14 protein-coding genes are annotated in these 19,215 nt (G+C 37.3%); 8 read left to right on the forward strand and 6 right to left on the reverse strand.

Going from position 1 to position 19,215, the window contains the following annotated elements:
• Positions 1-788 precede the first annotated feature (788 nt).
• Complete coding sequence (gene gshA / locus H4J57_RS17585; RefSeq protein WP_310733730.1) at positions 789-2,360, reverse strand: glutamate--cysteine ligase; 1,572 nt, start codon at positions 2,358-2,360, stop codon at positions 789-791.
• A gap of 271 nt (positions 2,361-2,631) precedes the next feature.
• Here gshA and H4J57_RS17590 point away from each other — a divergent pair, with 271 nt between their 5' ends.
• Both H4J57_RS17590 and H4J57_RS17595 read left to right on the forward strand, forming a co-directional pair.
• The gene (locus H4J57_RS17590) at positions 2,632-3,993 is read left to right on the forward strand and encodes a Na+/H+ antiporter NhaC family protein (protein WP_182243766.1); all 1,362 of its coding nucleotides are present in this window, start codon (positions 2,632-2,634) and stop codon (positions 3,991-3,993) included.
• On the forward strand, positions 3,994-4,701 hold the full coding sequence (locus H4J57_RS17595) for a TIGR01621 family pseudouridine synthase (RefSeq protein WP_182243767.1): 708 nt from the start codon (positions 3,994-3,996) through the stop codon (positions 4,699-4,701).
• 204 nt (positions 4,702-4,905) lie between these two features.
• On the opposite strand, the gene H4J57_RS17600 is transcribed toward H4J57_RS17595, so the two are convergent.
• Positions 4,906-6,261: a sodium-dependent transporter gene (locus tag H4J57_RS17600; protein ID WP_182243768.1), complete on the reverse strand. Its 1,356-nt coding sequence runs from the start codon at positions 6,259-6,261 to the stop codon at positions 4,906-4,908.
• 241 nt (positions 6,262-6,502) lie between these two features.
• On the reverse strand, positions 6,503-6,985 hold the full coding sequence (locus H4J57_RS17605; RefSeq protein ID WP_182216720.1) for a YajQ family cyclic di-GMP-binding protein: 483 nt from the start codon (positions 6,983-6,985) through the stop codon (positions 6,503-6,505).
• Between the two features lie 145 nt (positions 6,986-7,130).
• Here H4J57_RS17605 and H4J57_RS17610 point away from each other — a divergent pair, with 145 nt between their 5' ends.
• Together H4J57_RS17610 and H4J57_RS17615 are read left to right on the forward strand one after the other, a co-directional pair.
• On the forward strand, positions 7,131-7,493 hold the full coding sequence (locus H4J57_RS17610) for a VanZ family protein (RefSeq protein WP_182230284.1): 363 nt from the start codon (positions 7,131-7,133) through the stop codon (positions 7,491-7,493).
• Position 7,494: 1 nt separating this feature from the next.
• Positions 7,495-8,415, forward strand: coding sequence for a ketopantoate reductase family protein (locus tag H4J57_RS17615; RefSeq protein ID WP_182243769.1), 921 nt, complete (start codon positions 7,495-7,497; stop codon positions 8,413-8,415).
• Positions 8,416-8,434: 19 nt separating this feature from the next.
• Here H4J57_RS17615 and thiI read toward each other — a convergent pair whose 3' ends face one another.
• The 3 genes from thiI to pomA all read right to left on the reverse strand — a co-directional run bounded on the left by thiI (position 8,435) and on the right by pomA (position 11,802).
• Positions 8,435-9,889, reverse strand: a complete 1,455-nt coding sequence (gene thiI, locus H4J57_RS17620; protein ID WP_182243770.1) for a tRNA uracil 4-sulfurtransferase ThiI — start codon at positions 9,887-9,889, stop codon at positions 8,435-8,437.
• Positions 9,890-10,083: 194 nt separating this feature from the next.
• Positions 10,084-11,022, reverse strand: coding sequence for a flagellar motor protein MotB (locus H4J57_RS17625; RefSeq protein WP_182243771.1), 939 nt, complete (start codon positions 11,020-11,022; stop codon positions 10,084-10,086).
• A 12-nt stretch (positions 11,023-11,034) separates the two neighbouring features.
• On the reverse strand, positions 11,035-11,802 hold the full coding sequence (gene pomA / locus H4J57_RS17630) for a flagellar motor protein PomA (RefSeq protein ID WP_182243772.1): 768 nt from the start codon (positions 11,800-11,802) through the stop codon (positions 11,035-11,037).
• 419 nt (positions 11,803-12,221) lie between these two features.
• Between pomA and H4J57_RS17635 the strand changes: the two genes are divergently transcribed.
• The 4 genes from H4J57_RS17635 to H4J57_RS17650 all read left to right on the forward strand — a co-directional run bounded on the left by H4J57_RS17635 (position 12,222) and on the right by H4J57_RS17650 (position 19,127).
• The gene (locus H4J57_RS17635) at positions 12,222-12,485 is read left to right on the forward strand and encodes an exodeoxyribonuclease VII small subunit (RefSeq protein ID WP_182243786.1); all 264 of its coding nucleotides are present in this window, start codon (positions 12,222-12,224) and stop codon (positions 12,483-12,485) included.
• A complete protein-coding gene (gene ispA, locus H4J57_RS17640) occupies positions 12,485-13,375 on the forward strand; it encodes a (2E,6E)-farnesyl diphosphate synthase (RefSeq protein WP_182243773.1) in 891 nt (296 codons plus the stop codon). The genes H4J57_RS17635 and ispA overlap by 1 nt, the downstream gene beginning before the upstream one ends.
• Before the next feature lie 37 nt (positions 13,376-13,412).
• Positions 13,413-15,296 (forward strand): 1-deoxy-D-xylulose-5-phosphate synthase, encoded by a 1,884-nt coding sequence (dxs, locus tag H4J57_RS17645; protein ID WP_182243774.1) that lies wholly within the window; start codon positions 13,413-13,415, stop codon positions 15,294-15,296.
• 195 nt (positions 15,297-15,491) lie between these two features.
• Entirely contained in the window at positions 15,492-19,127 is a 3,636-nt protein-coding gene (locus H4J57_RS17650; protein WP_182243775.1) for a hypothetical protein, read from the forward strand.
• The last annotated feature ends 88 nt before the right edge of the window (positions 19,128-19,215 follow it).

A 19,215-nucleotide genomic window follows, 5' to 3' on the forward strand; every position in this document is an offset into this window, starting at 1 on the left:
CATTTTATCAGCAACAACCGATTTAATCACCAACGACTCTGCCGATAAAACAATGAATAAAAATAGCTAAATAAATGGAACTAAAACCACAACTAACACTCTTACTTTATAAGTGTTTATGTTTCCCTTAGTAGTTATGTTTTTATTGCGCATTCTTTTTTAAGTAATGCGTTTTTTTTTGCCTAAATTCTAGTAAACGTTTCAGTAAAATTTTATCAACATTTTATCAGCAACAACCGATTTAATCACCAACGACTCTGCCGATAAAACAATGAATAAAAATAGCTAAATAAATGGAACTAAAACCACAACTAACACTCTTACTTTATAAGTGTTTATGTTTCTCCCTTAGTAGTTATGTTTTTATTGCGCATTCTTTTTTAAGTAATGCGTTTTTTTTTGCCTAAATTCCAGTAAAATTTTATCAACATTTTATCCGCAACAACCGATTTAATCACCAACGACTCTGCCTATAAAACGATGAATAAAAATAGCTAAATAAATGGAACTAAAACCACAACTAACACTCTTACTTTATAAGTGTTTATGTTTCCCTTAGTTATTATGTTTTTATTGCGCATTCTTTTTTAAGTAATGCGTTTTTTTTTGCCTATTATTTAGCAAAATGTTTGCTTATTATTTAGCAAAATGAAATGAGTAAAGTCAACGCAACAGGGAAGTGAGGTCTTACGAGAACGGTTATACTTGAACAAGAGTTTTATTGTCAGGAGTGAAAGATGGAATAGCACGTTAACTAACGCGCTATTCTGGCGAGTAATTATTAAAGACTATTTACCAAAATAGTCAGCTAAAAAAGTATCAAAATCTACTTTATCAGCGTTTTCAATATCCTTTTGTCCTTGATGTGACTTTGTTGCCGCGTCAATAAAATACTGCTCATTAAACACCTGATAATCTGCCGCTAGTAACTGTTGACGATAGTCTTGTGCTTTTTGTAAAGCGATGCCTGTTAAGCTTTGATTTTGATTTACCACACAATCGAGTAATTGAGCGGAAGGTGTTAGATTAGGATCAAGCAATTTTTGTTGTTCATTGGCCACCGCTTGACTATATTTGTCACTGCCATAAGCACTATCTAATAAGATTGCGACTTTCTCCATTTGTTGGAAAATTTCACTGCCCCAGGCTTTCACTGATTTATCACAACCATTATCATTGAGTAGTAAAAGTGGATCTCTGCCTCGAACAACAACTTCGTCCATATTGGCATCGCAGCTTTCTTGTTGTTGATAAGTAAATAAAGGGCTATCTGCTAAGGCACAATAGGTAATGAAAACATCGAGAAAATAAACTTGCTCAATGCTTATCCCCGTATCAGAGAATGGATTAACATCAAGGGCGCGTACTTCAATGTATTCAACCCCTCTATTTCTTAATGCTTCTGAGGGTTTCTCTCCAGATTTAGCAACTTGCTTAGGCCGAATAGGCGCATAAAGTTCATTCTCAATCTGTAAAATATTACTGTTAAGTTGCTGATATTTTCCGTTAACCTTTACACCAAAGGCAGCAAACTTTTCTGAAGGTAAATTAATCGCATTTTGTACACCATCTAAGTAACCACTTAAATCGTTATAACAAATTTTCAACGATGCTTGCTCGCTGTTGGTGTAACCTAAATCACTCATTCTCAACGATGTAGCGTACTCAAGGTACATATAACCACTCGCTGACTTTTTGAAAGGAAGCGTGGTGGTTTTATTTTTCAAAAATGAACCACAAATAGTTGGCGAGCTACCGTAAAGGTAAGGTATCAACCAGCAATATCGTTTGTAGTTACGTAATAATGAAAAATATTTTTCTGATATAAAATCATTTATCGGTGCCTTGTTTTCTGAAATTTTTTGCATACTTTGCCAAAAATTTTGAGAAAATGAGAAATTAAAATGAATACCAGAAATAACCTGCATCATACTACCATAGCGATTTTTTAGCCCTTGACGATAGGCTGTTTTCATTTGACCTACGTTTGATGAACCATAGTTTGCTAGCGGTATAGCATCATCATTATCAACAAAACATGGCATACTCATTGGCCACAGCAGTTCGCCATCAATTTTACTTAAGGTATATTTTTGAATATCTTGTAATTGTGCGATAGTTGTTTCGGGATCAAAACTCACCGGTGTAATAAACTCTAATAACGTTTCTGAGTAGTCCGTAGTGATATTAGGATGTGTTAACGCAGCGCCTAAGCTTTTATGGTGGGGGGCTAATGACAAACGTCCTTCAGGTAAAACGCGTAAGCCTTCTCGTTCTATGCCTCGCCCAATGCCTGTTAAGGAAGATAAATGTTCATCTTGGCTAAATGCCATTACATAGTCATCAAAAGAAAGTTTCAAAAATAATCCCTAATACATTAAGCGTAGCTGCTATTGACTATTTGAGGGTAATAATTAACTTTTCAATACTTTATCGTATTAAAAATCAATCTTAAGTGACATCCTCAAAATAAACATTCATTTTCTAAAAGCACTAGACCGTAATACACTAGTTTTATTTTCAAAATAAAACTAGTCAAATTTGTATGAATCTCTTACAAAGCAGTTTCTAAACATTAGCGCTTACGGTAAAGTGCCTTAATAAGATAATAATAAGAAAATAGTTAAAATCATGCAAGACAGTCCTTTATCATTACTTCCTCCACTTGTTGCTATTGTGATTGCCATTTGGCGAAAAAACGCTCTATTAGCTTTATTCTGCGGTTTAATTTTAGCAAGTATAATGTCGACAAACTGGCAAATAATAACTGGCTTAACCGATGGTTTTTTGGCGATTGGTGGTGTATTCACTTCTACCAGTAACCTTTATATCGTTAGTTTTAGTTTATTAATTGGCGCGTTAGTAACCCTAATGAATAAATCAGGCGCGGTTAATGGTTTTATCGAAAAACTGTCCTCATTAAATTTAGTCAAAAACGCTCGACAAGCGAGTATGCTGCCGACAATTATTGGTACCAGTATTTTTACCGATACTAATTTAAGTATGTTTACTGCTGGTATGGCTAGTCAGAAACTCTTTGATAAATATAAAATGAGCCGCGCAAAGCTAGCCTACCTAATTGACTCAACTTGCGCGCCAGTAAGCATTTTATTATTAGTAAACGGCTGGGGTGCTTATGTATTAGGGTTACTTGATGATTATCAACTTGCCGACTCAGTGGGTGTTCTAATCGGTACTGTTAGTTATAATTTTTACGCAATAATCGCTATTTTATTGGCTTTTTATACCGCCTACAGCGGAAAAATTTATGGTCCAATGAAAAGAGCAGAGTCTTTGGTAACCGAGCAGCAACAAGATACTGTAAAACAAATAGCGCCAGCCTATATCATGTGGTTGCCTTTATTAACGTTATTAGCACTGACCCTAATTTTATTATGGATAACAGGTGATGGCGACATACGCCGTGGCTCAGGCTCATTTGCTGTATTTTGGTCAATCATCAGCGCTTTTATTTTATTAGTGCTATTAATTACCTTGAATAAACTCCTTAGTGTTAAAGAAATAACCCTCAGCTCAGCTGCAGGCATTAAACATATGTTTCCTGCTGTTGCCATTTTAGTCTTGTCATTTGCTTTTGGTGACGCAATAAAAGGTTTGGGCACAGGTATTTATGTCAGTGAATTATTTAATGTTGAACTGCCGTTATTTTTAATGGCACCCGTTATTTTTATTGCCGCGGCGTTAATGGCTTTTGCAACAGGAACCTCTTGGGGGACTTTTGCTATATTGGTGCCTATTGCTGTACCTATCGCTCAACAGAGTGGGTTACCCATAGAATTTTTAGTCGCAGCAGTGTTAGGTGGTGGCGTATTTGGCGACCACGCCTCTCCTATTTCTGATACTACCGTGGTTGCATCCATCGCCAGTGGTTGTGATCATTTCGAACATGTTAAGACACAATTACCTTATGCATTATTTGGTGCTGTGCTCACAATTATTCTTTATATCTTCGTAGGATTAGGGCTTTCATAAGTGCAATCGATTAATATAATTTTTGAACACAATAATTTTATTATTGTAGAGAAACCGGCCGATGTTAACTTCCATGATGAAGGCGACCTTGAGCAAGGTTTTTTCAACCAAGTTAAAAAACAGGGAAAAGCGCAAGGTAAATTTGATGATTTATTCCCGGTGCATCGCCTTGATAAAATGACTTCAGGTTTAATGATTTTTGCAAAAAACTTAGCGACTACGCAACAGTTTCAAACGTTATTTGAACAACATAAGGTTGAAAAATATTACCTGGCGATCAGTGATAAAAAACCTAAGAAAAAACAAGGTTTGATTAAAGGCGATATGGAAAAAAGTCGCCGAGGCATGTGGAAATTACTACGAACACAAGTCAACCCCGCGATTACACAGTTCTTGTCGTATTCACTTAGCGATGGTCAGCGTTTGTATTTATTAAAACCGCGAAGTGGTAAAACCCACCAACTACGTGTTGCTTTATCCAGTATTGGCTCTCCAATACTCGGTGATCCACTTTACGCAACGCAAGACGCTTATCAAGAGCAACGTGGTTATTTACATGCATACGCGCTGAGCTTCACTTTAGATGGGGAAAAATATCAATTTGTACTTTGCCCATCTTCTGGAGAAAAATATTTAAGTGAATCTTGCCAACAACAATTAGAGACAATTAAGATCCCTTGGTCACTTACTTGGCCAAATATAAGCTAGCAACGGCCCCTACTGAACGCGTCATCTAGGCCAAGACTTCGTCATCCTGATACTGAAATAAATTCAGCATGACGACAAAGGTGAAAGAAAAACACCATCCCACTTACTAACGCATAGTCATCCTAACCAATTCACTGAGACTGTGAACATAAAAAAAGCGAGCTAAGCTCGCTTTTTTTATGCTCATTTTTAAACTCTACTGTTTTAAAAAAGATTTAATGAATGAATAAACACGACACCTATCGCTGTTGGACAAACAAACTTGGTATACCAAGGCCAAATTTTCCAAAACACACTATGCTCTGCACTATTATGACCTTGCTTAAGCTCCATAAGCACATCATTTCTATGCCAAATCCAGCCAACAAAAACACAACATAGCATCGCTATAATAGGTTGCCCATATTGCGTAGCAGCAATGGCAACAAAATCGAGCATAGTTTCAATATTTAAAACGATAACCACGCTCAATAAGAAAATACCAATACCAATTAAGGTGGTCGCTTTTTCTCTTGGAAGGTCATGACGCTCAACCACGTAAGATACCGGTCCTTCAAGCATTGAAATAGAAGATGTTAAAGCGGCAATAGACATTAATAAGAAGAAAGCAAAAGCGACAAAACTGCCCACATTACCCATGCTTTCAAATAAACTGGGTAAGACAGTAAAGACCAGACTTGAGCCATTGATTAAACTGCCATCATCAGCAAATATCGCCACGCCTTGCGCTTGAGCAACATACATAGCAGGAATAATTAATAAGCCGGCTAGGAATGCGATAGACACATCAATAAGCGTGACTTGTGCACCTAGGGTAATTAAATTCTCTTTTTTAGAAATATATGAACCATAAATAATCATCACACTGGTGCCTAGTGACAAAGAGAAGAAGGCTTGCCCTAATGCGCTAATTAATAAATCAGCTTCAAATACACGGGAAAAATCAGGGTTCAAATAAGCATTTAATCCCTCAGCTGCACCATCTAAGGTAACAACATAAATAATTAACAGTATTAATAAACCGATCAACATTGGCATTAAACGTTTTGACCATTTTTCAATACCATCTTCAACGCCATGGCGAATAATAAAAACGGTCAAGACCATGAATAAGGCGGTAAAGCCTAAATTACGCCACAAAGATTGTGAAATAACCCATTGCGCTGCATCACTTAAACCAACAAAGGTTAAAACGGGTTCAACGGCATAAGACATCATCCAGCCAGCTAAAATCCCATAGAAACTAAGAATAAGTGCCGCACAAACTATGCCTCCAAAACCAACAAAAAAGGCGAATTTTTTCTGCCAAAGACTGCGTGACATTTTTTCTAAAGAGCTAACTGCATTCGCTTGCCCGTATCGGCCTATCAATAATTCGGCCATAAATGCAGGGTAAGCTAAGCAAAAGGCTAAAACTAAATAAACTAAAACAAAAGCAGCACCACCATTACTTGCTGTTTGTGTTGGGAATCCCCAAATATTGCCTAAACCAACAGCGGAACCTGCCGCTGCCATGATAAAACCAATCCGAGAACTAAACCCACCTCTTGAAACACTCATTAAACGTAATCTTTATTATTATTAGAATGCGGTTAATCTACTTAATGTGTCATCAAAACAACAGCGTTAATTGTCTAAAAGTAAGCAATATGTCACTAAAATCATCGTGTACTTGTAAAGATAAGATTACTTACCGGGTAAAACAAAAAGTAAACGTATAAAAAAACAGCACCGATAGTGCTGTTTTTTAGTATTGAGATATTCACCCTTCAAAGGCTGAACGTATTAAGAAAGCGCTGTATTAGTCGCGAAAGTTATTAAACTGAAAAGATTGCTCTAGATCGCCTTCACGAATTAATTGCATGACCGCTTGTAAATCATCACGTTTTTTACCGGTCACTCGTACTTGATCGCCTTGAATGCCCGCTTGTACTTTTAACTTACTGTCTTTAATTAACTTAATGACTTTTTTAGCGATAGGCTGTTCAATACCTTCTTTAAATGAAAGATTTTGAGTGAAGGTTCTACCTGTATGCTCAGTATTAGAAAGGGTAAGGGCTTTAGCATCGATATTACGCTTTGCCAACTGCACGCGCACCATATCTACCAGTTGTTTTATTTGAAAGTCACCTTCAGCTTTTATTACCACATTGGGCTTTTTCCATTCAATGCTCGCTTCAACACCACGAAAATCAAAACGCGTTTCTAATTCTCTCTTGCAGTTTTCAGTTGCATTTCTTACTTCTTCCAAATTAATTTCGGAAACGATATCCATTGAGGGCATGATCTTGACCTTTCGATAATTCAATAATTTAAGTGTTGGCAATCTTAGCAAGATTACCACTAGCGGGTAAAGGTGATCGCAACCGCTATTTTCACATGTTATGATGAATAATTCTAAACTAATGACTTCATAAAATTACCCTTTAATGAAACGTTACATTCAACTACTAATTATATTAGTTTTTTTACTGGTATTAGCACTGATTTTTTTGATCCCTGACGATTTAAAAACCACCGTTATTAATAAAATACAAATAGATACTATTGGCCATGTTATTGGTTTTTTTGGTCTGACTTGGATTTTAGTCGGTTTGATGAAACTACCTTTAATCAATACGGTTATTTGTTTATTTTTTTATAGTGCATTGACTGAATTAAGCCAGTATTACTTAGGCTTTCGCAGTGGGGAATTTTTTGACTTTGTCGCTGATGTTGTAGGCATATCTTTCTTTGCTGTTCTTCAGTGGATTTTTTTACTTTATCAACAGCCCAAAGGCATAAAAAGATAAGATGAATATTGTTATTGTTGGCCAAGGTGCAATAGGTTTACTTTGTTATCATCGGCTTTCTCAAGCGATAATTAACCAACAAGGTGATAACTTAGTGTCATTGTGGCCGTCAACGCCAACAACATTATCTGATTACCTTTTTAGTGAAATGAATGATATTGCAAAAAGCTTTCCATTTACAATGGCTGATAACCAATTAATAGCCAGTGCTGACGTTATAATTTTTTGTGTAAAATCTTATCAAGTCACCGATGCGTTGAAAGCTGTTGATCATTTAATCAGTGACGATGCAGTTATGATTCTTACCCACAATGGTTTAGGAACTCTCGAAGAAATTAGCCCACGACTTAAACCATCACAATGTTTATTGGCTTTGTTACTTACGCAAGGCGCTAAAAAAGTCGCCCCTTATCATGTTAAACATACCGGTATGGGCCATAGCGATCTGGGTATTATTTATGGGACACTGCACTCAATAAAGCAAAAGCAATTATTAGAACATCTTAATAAAAGCCTGAAACAGCTTAGCTGGCAAGAAAACATTCAACAAGCGCAATGGAAAAAGTTAGCCATTAACTGTGTGATCAACCCTATTTCAGCACTAAACGACATTGAAAATGGGGAAGTAAATCAAAAAGCTTACCAAAGAATGACCGAAGATATTATCAGTGAAGTCGTTGCTGTAGCGACGAAGGAAGGTGTAATATTAAGTGAAATATTATTACGACAGTTAATCCATAATGTTGCTAAAAGCACCAATAGAAACACCTCTTCGATGCGCGCTGATGTGCGTAATAAACGTCGTACAGAAATAGAGTATATCAACGGTTACATTCACCGTTTAGGGGAGAAACATAAACTAACCACAGCGATGAATACTCAACTATGGTTAGCTGTTAAAGCACTTGAGGATAAATATTGACCCGAGTAAACGAGTCATATTAAGGACGGTAAACTTTAACGTTCTTATAACCTTCACCAATTAAGTAAAGTGCTTGTAGCTTACTCATTATACCTTGATCACAATACAGTAAATATTCTTTGTCTTGCTCTAGCTCACTAAACTTATTAGATAGCTTATAAAAAGGAATATGAACAACGTTGACGTTTTCAAGTTCTAGAGGATTTTCGTCTTCTTCATCAGGGCTTCTAATGTCAATAACGATTGAATCGCTAGGAAGATCGTCTACTGTATCAACTGCATGAATTTCTTCTTCACTTTCTTTACCGATATCGCGTATATCGTACATACGGGTTTCTTCGACAACCTTGTCTAAAATATCAAAATCAAAGTTTTCTTCTTCTGCTTCAATCTTTGGTAAAATAGCTTTTATTGTTGGTCGTTTAGAGATAACACCACAGTATTCAGGTATGGTTTTAGAAAAATCTTCCGTGCCAATTTTACGAGCAATATCAATAATATCTTGTTTATCGTAAGCAATTAATGGACGAAGAATTAACGTATCAGTTACTCTGTCAATTATGTTTAAATTAGTTAATGTTTGACTTGATACTTGACCTAATGCTTCGCCGGTAACCAATGATTTAATTTTAGCGCGTTTAGCAATTTTCCCAGCAGCACGCATCATCATACGTTTAAGAATAACGCCCATTTGTCCGTTATCTACTTTTTCTAAAATTTCAGCAACAACCGGTTCAAAATCAACGCAAAAGAATTTAACTTTGTGTGAAGCACCGAATTTATTCCACAAATAATAGCTCACTTGCTTCACACCAACTTCATGAGCCGCGCCACCTAAATTAAAGAAACAATAATGAGTACGAGTGCCTTTTCTTATCATTTGAAAACTAGAGACACCAGAATCGAAACCGCCTGACATTAACGATAAAACATCTTCTTGTGTTGCTATTGGGAATCCGCCTAAGCCTTTATGACGCTCAGCGACAATAAATAAATATTGTTCTTTAATTTCTAATAAGATAGTTACGTCAGGCTTTTTCAGTTTAACCTTAGATGACTCAACGTGTTTTTTTAAACCGCCACCAACATATTGTTCAACTTCTAATGAACTAAAATCATGAGTTCCTTTACGTTTTACCCTAACGCAGAAGGTTTTGTTCTCAATAGTTTTTTGGTGCGCTGCTAAGGTTTTTTCAAAAATATCATGAACATCAGTGTATAACGTTTGTTCGACCTCAAGAAAATGAGCAACACCAGGTATACACTTTAAGGTTTCAATTACTGCCAAACGATTTTTAGGGCAATTATTTTTAGTATTAACCTCTATATTATCCCAGTTTGCCTGAGTGGTAATTTGCTCATCAACACGTCGTAAAACATTTTTAATGCTGGATTCTAAAATTTTAGTAAAGCGCTTACGAACCGGGCGACTCTTTACAGCAATTTCAGATTGGAGTTTTACGATGAATTTCATGAACAAACGACCCTAAATATAAAACTAGACTAAAGGCCATAATCGGCCGACAAAAATAATGGCGCGAATTATACACGAAATTGAAATAAAGAGTAAGTTGAAATGAAGAGTAAGTTGAAAAATGTACGCTAAGCAATAAACGGGGGTTCATCACTTAACGCCATCACGATAGTTGAATTTATCGGCTTAATTTATTATTTAATAATAGAAACAGGTTCGGTTTCCTTTGCTTTACCTTGGTTAATTGAAATCTCAACACGACGGTTTCTTCTGCGATTTAGCGCGTTAGTATTAGGCACTACCGGTCTTGTATCGGCATGACCAACAACCAGTAAACGTGACTGGTCAAACTCAGGGACTTTAATCAATTCATGAGCAATAGCGACAGCTCGTTTACTTGATAAATCCCAATTTGAAGAAAATAACTCTGAACTAATACCGCGATCATCTGTGTGTGCTGAAACCATAATTTCACCCGGAACCGTGTTGAGTAGCTCACCTATTTCTCTAATAATAGGGCGAAACTGTGGTTGTAAAAAAGCAGAACCCGAAGGAAAAGAACCATTTTCACGAATACGAATAATCACTTGTTGTCCGAGAGATTCAAGCTCTATGGCACCATCTTGAATTTGTTGCTCTAATTGATCAGCAATTTTTTTAACTAATTCATTTACTTGCTCTTGCGAAGCCTGCTCTAATTCGTCTTGGGCCTTTTGCATTGCTTGGGCTGACATTTCATCTGCAGTACTTTGTGATTGTCCACCACGTTCTGTACCTCGTTGTTCTTGTCGACCACCAGCAGACGTTTCATCACCTGCTTGAAACTCTAGCATCTGTTGGGTCATTTCCATGGTTTGCTGTTGAATAACTTCTATAGGTGTTGGCTCAGGTTTACCCGGGCGAAATTCTTGCGCAATAATACTGGTGCCTTTGGGAATATCTTTTACTTCAATCTTATTTTGAACACCAAAGGCGAATTTCATTGAACCCGCGATTTGTTTAAATTTCAAAACATCCATTTCAGAAAAAGATAAAAGTAAAACGAAAAAGCACATTAATAGTGCCATTAAGTCAGCAAAAGTACCCATCCAAGCCGGGAGTCCGGGAGGTGGACATTTACATTTTTCAGCCATAAATTACTCCCGTTATTCTTCTTCTGTGGTATTTACAACACGCTTACCTTCAGCAAGATAGTTTTTAAGCAACCCCTCGATAACACGTGGGTTTTGACCATCTTGAATACCTAAAATAGCATCTAGAATGAGTTCTTGATTCATTTTCTCTTCAGCTAACCTAAGCTTTAATTTTGAAGCAATAGGACTAGCAATAACGTTGGCAAGGAACGCACCATAAAGCGTTGTTAATAGAGCAACAGCCATGGCCGGACCAATAGATTTTGGATCATCCATATTCGATAGCATCGCCACCAAACCAATTAAAGTCCCTATCATGCCCATTGCAGGGGCAACATCAGCAATCGCCATCATCATGCCAACGCCAGTTTCATGTCGCTCTGAGGTTAATTGAATATCTTTTTGTAAAGTACCTCTAACTACATCAGCGTCGTGACCATCGACCAACATATCCACACCTTTTTGCATAAAACCATTGGTGATCTCGGCTTCTTCTAATGCCAAGAAACCACCTTTTCGGGCCGCATCTGCCATTTCAACTGATTTTTCAATAAGGTCGTCAGGTTGTTCCATTTTGAACATAAAAGCTTTAACTATAATTTTCCCAATTCCAAAAAATTGACTGAGATTATATTGAGATAACACAACAAATATTGAACCACCAAAAACAATAATAACTGACTGAACGTCAATAAACATCCCGATATCACCAGACAACATCATTGCCATAATGAGTAAACCTATTGCGCCTACCACACCTAATATTGTTGCTATATCCACAAAAAAGTCTCCACAAAAAAATGATACGGATAGTCGTATTATTTGATAATACATTAAGGTATTACGATACGCGAATACTTATATTCTTATCCACACTCGTGATTTACCCGTAACCATCCAAAGCGCAGAGTTAAAACGGCATATGAATGGGGTACGGCTCTATAACTTTATTATCGCCCATATTGTCAATAACTTAAGTAATTAGTCGCTATATTTAAGCTAACCCAATTTATATTTATCTATTTATCGTTAACCGCAGCGCTTTAACGATAAATATAAGCGCCAATATAGTCGTAGAATGACCGACAAGAGAAAGTATATGATAGTCATTAAGGGGCAAAAGCATTTGAAGTTTATTGATTAATTAAGGCGTTTGGTATAAATTTGCGCCTAGATATTTAATCACTGAACTCTCGATGATGGCTAAGAAAAAAATAGAAAACTTAAGCTTTGAAGAATCACTCTTAGAACTTGAAACTATTGTTCAGAATTTAGAACAAGGAGCATTGAGTTTAGAAGATTCAATGACCCTTTTTGAGCGCGGCTTAAATCTCAGCCAAGCCAGTCAAGAAAAGTTAAAAAATGCTGAACAAAAAATTCAAATTTTACTGACTAAAAATGGTAAAGCCCAACTTGAAGATTTTGAAAACGAAGTTGACTCAGAAAGTTTGGGTAATAATTAGTGACCCAATTATACCAACTCGACTTTTATCAAACGCGCATTAATGAATACCTTGCCGACAAATTAGCCGCTTATGAAATAAATGATCAAAAATTGCTATCAGCAATGCAATACGGCTTATTAATTGGTGGTAAGCGTATGCGTCCTTATTTAAGTTATATTACCGGTGATGCACTGGGACTTGAATTATCTGACGTTGACGGTATTGCGGCAGCATTAGAATGTATCCATGCTTTTTCATTAATTCATGATGACTTACCTTCGATGGATGATGATGATTTACGTCGTGGGCAACCAACTTGTCATAAAGCGTTTGATGAAGCGACCGCTATTTTAGCAGGTGATAGTTTACAGACACTTGCCTTTGATATTTTAGTTAATCATAACTTTAGCGCCGCGGTTGAATCAAAACGTATTAGCTTAATCCGTCAATTAGTCAATGCTTCAGGTTACCAAGGCATGTGCGGTGGACAAGCACTTGATATTTCTGCGACCGATAAAGTGATCACTTTAGTTGAACTAGAAAAACTACATTCACTAAAAACAGGTGCGTTGTTAAAAGCTTCTGTGACCATGGTTACAGAGTTAAGTAACGATATTTCTGCCGATGAAAAGCACCAACTCGCCATTTATGCTGATCATATTGGTTTAGCCTATCAAGTGCGCGATGATATAATTGATATTATTTCTAGTGAAGAAGAACTAGGAAAACCAGCAGGTTCAGACGTTTCCTCTAATAAAAGTACCTACCCTGCGCTATTAGGTTTACAGGGCGCTCAGCAAAAAGCTGACAACTTATATCAACAAGCACTTCAAGCTTTAGCAACTTTACCCTACAATACAGATAACTTAGCTCAATTTGCGACGTTTATTATCAAACGCGCTCATTGATCTTGCTCTTGCAATTTAAAGAATAAACAAAATAAATATGACTATAAATCTTGCCGACTACCCTTTATTGGCCAATATAAATTCTCCTGACGATCTGCGCATGCTAAATAAAAGCCAGCTAATTCAGGCCAGTACAGAACTGCGTAGTTACTTATTAAGTTCTGTAAGTAAAAGTAGTGGCCATTTTGCTTCTGGATTAGGCACAATAGAATTAACGGTCGCATTACATTATGTTTATAAAACGCCTTTTGATCACCTTATATGGGATGTTGGCCATCAAGCTTATCCACATAAAATTTTAACGGGTCGGCGCGATCAACTGCATACTATTCGTCAAAAAGATGGTTTGCACCCTTTTCCGTGGCGTGAAGAAAGTGAATATGATGTATTAAGTGTTGGCCATTCAAGCACGTCTATCTCTGCAGCACTCGGTATGGCTGTTGCTGCAGAACAAGAAGCCAAAAATCGTAAAGTTGTTGCTGTTATTGGTGACGGCGCAATGACAGCAGGTATGGCTTTTGAAGCGTTAAATCATGCTGGTGATATTAAAAGCGATATGCTGGTTATTTTAAATGACAATGAAATGTCAATTTCAGAAAATGTTGGTGCATTGAATAATCACTTTGCTAGATTGTTATCTGGAAGTATATATACAGGAATACGCGAGGGTGGTAAGCGCATACTTAAGGGTATTCCACCTATTAAAGAATTAGCAAGTCGTGCCGAAGAACATTTAAAAGGCATGGTTGTACCCAGTACCTTTTTTGAAGAGTTAGGCTTTAATTACATTGGCCCTATCGACGGTCATGATGTCAATGGTTTGGTTGATACCATTACTAATATGCGTAACTTAAAAGGACCTCAAATCCTTCATATTGCCACGAAAAAAGGCAAAGGTTATCACGCAGCAGAGCAAGACCCGATAAAATATCATGCTGTCCCTAAATTTGATCCCGCACAAACGAGTTTGCCAAAGAGTAAGCCATGTTTACCTACTTATTCAAAAATATTTGGTGATTGGCTCTGCAGAACAGCAGAAAATAATGATTCACTAATAGCCATTACACCTGCCATGGGTGAAGGCTCTGGCATGGTTGAATTTAGTCAGCGCTTTCCTAAGCAGTACTTTGATGTCGCGATTGCAGAACAACACGCGGTAACTTTTGCTGCAGGTCTCGCTATTGGCGGTAAAAAACCGGTAGTCGCTATTTATTCAAGCTTTTTACAGCGTGGTTACGATCAATTCATTCATGATGTGGCGATCCAAAACTTACCCGTTTTGTTCGCGATTGACCGAGCCGGTATTGTTGGCGCAGACGGGCCAACTCATCAAGGCTCATTTGATTTAAGCTTTATGCGTTGTGTTCCAAATATTGTTATTATGGCACCATCGGATGAACGAGAATGTCAATTGATGCTTAGCACGGGTTTTAAGCATGATGGTCCTGCGGCTGTTCGTTATCCAAGAGGGTCAGGCAACGGTGCGCCTTTACCTGACATCAGCGAGACAATTGAAATAGGTAAAGCAAAAACTATTTTAGAAACAACCACTGATAGTGCTGAGCCGAAGGTTGCCATTTTAAACTTTGGTAGTACTTTTGATGAAGCTAAAGTAGCGGCTCAGCAATTAAATACTACGCTCATTGATATGCGTTTTATAAAACCGCTTGATGTAACACTTATCGACCACATTGTAAAAAGCCATAGTATTATTGTGACCGTTGAAGATAATGCAATTGCGGGTGGCGCAGGTTCAGCAGTCAATGAATATATACTAAGCCAAGGTGTTGCGATTAAAATATTAAATATTGGCTTACCTGATACCTTTATCAAGCATGGTACCCAACAAGAGATTCATCAAGAACTTGGTTTAGATAGTAAAGGTATTATTGATAAAATAACCCATTTTATTGAACGCTAAATATTGTTAAAACGCCCACCAAAAGTCACTAATAATAGTTAATTATTAGTGACTTAACCTTTATCCCCCCTTCTCTTTCCTTCTAATTATTCTTAGATTATTACGACTAATTATTGTTTTTTCTTTAAAAAATTGTCTTTATCTGCTTAAATAATATACGTGATATATTTCTCATATATGAATAAGGATTATTTAATGAAATTCACTCAAAATATTATTTCTCTTGCGCTAATTTCAGCCCTCACCGCTTGTGGTGGCTCCAGTAGCTCTAGTACTAACCCCCCTACAATAGCACCACCACCTGCTCCAGTCCTCATACAAACCGTTGTCAAAGGTAAAGCGATAAAAGGCACAATAGCAAACGCTGTGGTTACTGTTTATAAATACGTTGACGGAAAAGCGGTTAAACTTGAAGATGACGAGTTAGCTGCATCTTCAATTATTACTGAAGATGATGGTAGCTATACCATTACCCTTTTAGATTACGACGGCGCTATCAAAGTAGAATTATCTGTAGGTGAAAACACCACGATGATATGTGATGCTCCTGCAGGTTGTGGTCAATTAGCCCATGGCGCCCCAATAGCACTAGCCACTGTTGATCCAACCTTAGTCTTATCAGCGATTTCAACCGTAGGGAGTGATAATGCAGGGACCGCAAATGTAAATATTTCAGCACTCACCCATTTAGCCGCAGCACTTATAGAAGCCGATGAAAGCGGTGTTAGTGAAACGACAATACAAGCGCACTCTTCTATTATTGCCAATGCTTTTAATATTATGGGCAGTTTAACGACACTTGAGCCTACGGCTGTCGAAAATGCAGCCAGTGTTGCAGGTGAAGATAATGTTAATGAGTTACGCTACGGCTTGATCAATGCTGGCATTATGTCTGCTTTGTTTGCCGGTCAAGAAAATGCTACGGGTGTTTTATCGGATAGATTAGCCGATGTTATTGAAGATATAGTCGAACACAATGGCGCATTATTGGTACATCAAGATGATAACGATGAAGGTTTTGAACTGTCTTTAGTTGAAGTTCTTGATAGTGCTGGCGATGTCGCCGCTGCTGCAGCTCAAGCGATAGCTGCAGATCCAATATTATCAAGCCAAGATAACAGTGAAATACTGAGCGAGCTTGACCAACAAGAAATCACCTTAGAAAACCAATCAGAATATGAAGAGGCCAATGAAGATGAAGATGGCCGCAGTGAGCCTGAAACAGAAGTACCAACAGCAGGTGATGCTATTGCTAAAGCAAAAGCTATGGTTGCTGATGTACGTCTCTTTAGTCATTTATTTGAAGTGGGTAAAGAAGCCAATACCGGTATAGCCACCGAAGGCGACAAGTACATCGAGCTCATTGATAGTGCTGGTTTAATGGTTGAGGCTGAAGCAGCGAGCTTTTTATTACTAGCAGACGTTACCGACGCCTTATCAGAAATGGGCATAAGGTATGAAGCAGGCACCATTACGGAGGGAACCTTCCCAATAGGCCCATTTTTGAGTATTGATGGTGCGGTAGGTTCTATAACGCTTGATGAAGAAACGGCTAATGGCGGCATATTATTTAAAATCAGTGCCACTTCAGGTAGTGAAAAAATCAGCTTAAATGCTTCTGCTGTTTTTGCTGAAGACGGCTTGAGCATTGTTTTAAACCTTGATGGTTCAATTGAATCAGCGGGTGTCATGCTATCGTTAACTCAAGGTAGCTTCGCAAAAGTTAACCTTGATAGTGCGATCACTCGAACCTCACTTGAAGATGATACCTACGCAGGAGAAATAACCTCTGGGGAGTTATCGCTTGAAGTTATCTTAGAACAAAAAGCAAGTGATACGGTAATAGACCCCGTCGCTTTTACTGGCATGATTAAAACTAAGCTAATGCCGGTTAAATCACATGTTTTAGATGCAGTTGAACAATATGCAAGAGATGAAAATTACATAATTATTAGGGATGAAAATGGTAACCCTATGCGTGAAGTTGATCGATACTTAAAGAGTACCGAAACTAATATTCTTCCAGAAATGCTAACCTTAAGTGGTGGGTTTAGCTCGTTAGAAGGTAACTTAATTAGAGCAACTTTAACTGTTAACATTAAAAACTTAGAAAATTACGAAGCTCCTGAATTTAAATACATTGGCGCTCCGGTTGCCGATATGTATACGATTACCGTATCTGATGATAAAAACACTCTGAATGCAATATCTTCAGAGTTAATGTCTCAACCTGTCGATTATACTTTTGTTTTTACCTCTCATGACACACAAGGTGCTTGGAGTAGCGAAGAAACAATTTGGAATCCAGATCAATCTACTGAAACACCACATCGAGTCAACACTACAACACGAATCCCTCGAACATATGGCACAATGTCTGGCTTTGATACTGCAACCAATTTAGACGAATGGGCTTTCTTCGAAACAGTTACTCCAAATGATGATAATGGTGATGGCGTTGCTGATAGTTACACTTGGAAAGGCTATTCGGGTTCTATAATCAATGACGATTACGCTTTAGTTAATAATGAGGGTGAAGTTCATGATTTAGTAACACCTGAATGGGGCTCAAGTAGCTATGATACATTTGAAGAGTTGATGGAAGCACATAGAATGTATCCCGCTTCAATAGCGAATGCAGCAGATGCATTTATATTTGAGATTAAAGCATTTGAGCGTAATGAACTTGAAACTAACTTAACGACAGGTGCTCGTGCATCAGTTTTCTTTAGCGATAATGATTATTCTGCAATCGCTGAAGGGGGGGTCACAGTAATTGCTGCAAATATTACTTCGAGTTTGCCAATTGAAGATGTATTTACAATAACGGTGAGTGATGACAACAACACAGTTACTGTAAAAGACGATACTTATACTCGAGTCTATGGTGTTGATTATACGAACACGGCTAACTTTACCTTTACTCGCCATGTAACAAGTAATATCGGAGACGAGGTTACAGATATAAGAACTTTTTCAACGAATGATGTTGATTTAGATGTAGAAGAGCTCTTAATAAACCGACACGCTTCTTTTGGTATAGACGATGAGTTTTATCTATTAGTTCGAATCACTCCTATTGATGAAAATAATGATGGTTTAGCTGATTACTTTACTCAATCATACACATATAGCGATTACATCAATGAAGAAGGCGTATTAGTTGATGAAGATGGTATCGCTTTAATAGAGAATCCTTTTTATGCATTTGATACTTGGGATAGTGCTGAACTTCATTGGCAGATACCTTTTAATCCTTTTTCAACAACAAATGCTTTAGAAGCTTATAAGCAGTTTATAGTGAATGGAAGAGGATCTTACTTAACAACATATATCGACGGTGTAGGTTCAGTGGAAGCAGAACTATCAACCGAAGATATTGCTTCAATAGTTATAGGTAGTACAACCTTTTCTGGTGTTAACACGCATCCAGATAGTGATGAATCATTAGAAAACGAAGATGTCTTCTTAGATTTAAGTGCTGCGCTCTCATTAGAAGCAACTTTAGGTGATTACCAAGTAAACTTAATGCTATCAGGTCAACGTACCGCTTTTGATGACGGTAAGTTCGATCTTGAAATGAGTTACAAATTGCCTGGCGATCAGAATATGCGTAAGTTTGTTGCCCATATGAAAACTGATGAAGAAGGCGCTTTTAGTGTAAATAACAGCGAAGGTGTATTACTCATAATGAATGATGTGGAAGATTCAACATCCGATGTTATTGGTAGTATTGTAGTAGGTTCTTCAGCCACTAAAGTTGCAGATATAGAAGATCGTGATGGTGTGATTTGGTTTATATTTACCGATGAAACAACCGAAACATTGTAACCTCCATTATTAGCTAAATAAAGAGTAGAGATAAAATACCAGTCATGTGTGTGACTGGTATTTTTTTACTTATAAGTTAAGTTGTTTT

It is taken from the genome of Colwellia sp. BRX8-7 (assembly GCF_014077275.1).
GTDB lineage: Bacteria > Pseudomonadota > Gammaproteobacteria > Enterobacterales > Alteromonadaceae > Colwellia_A.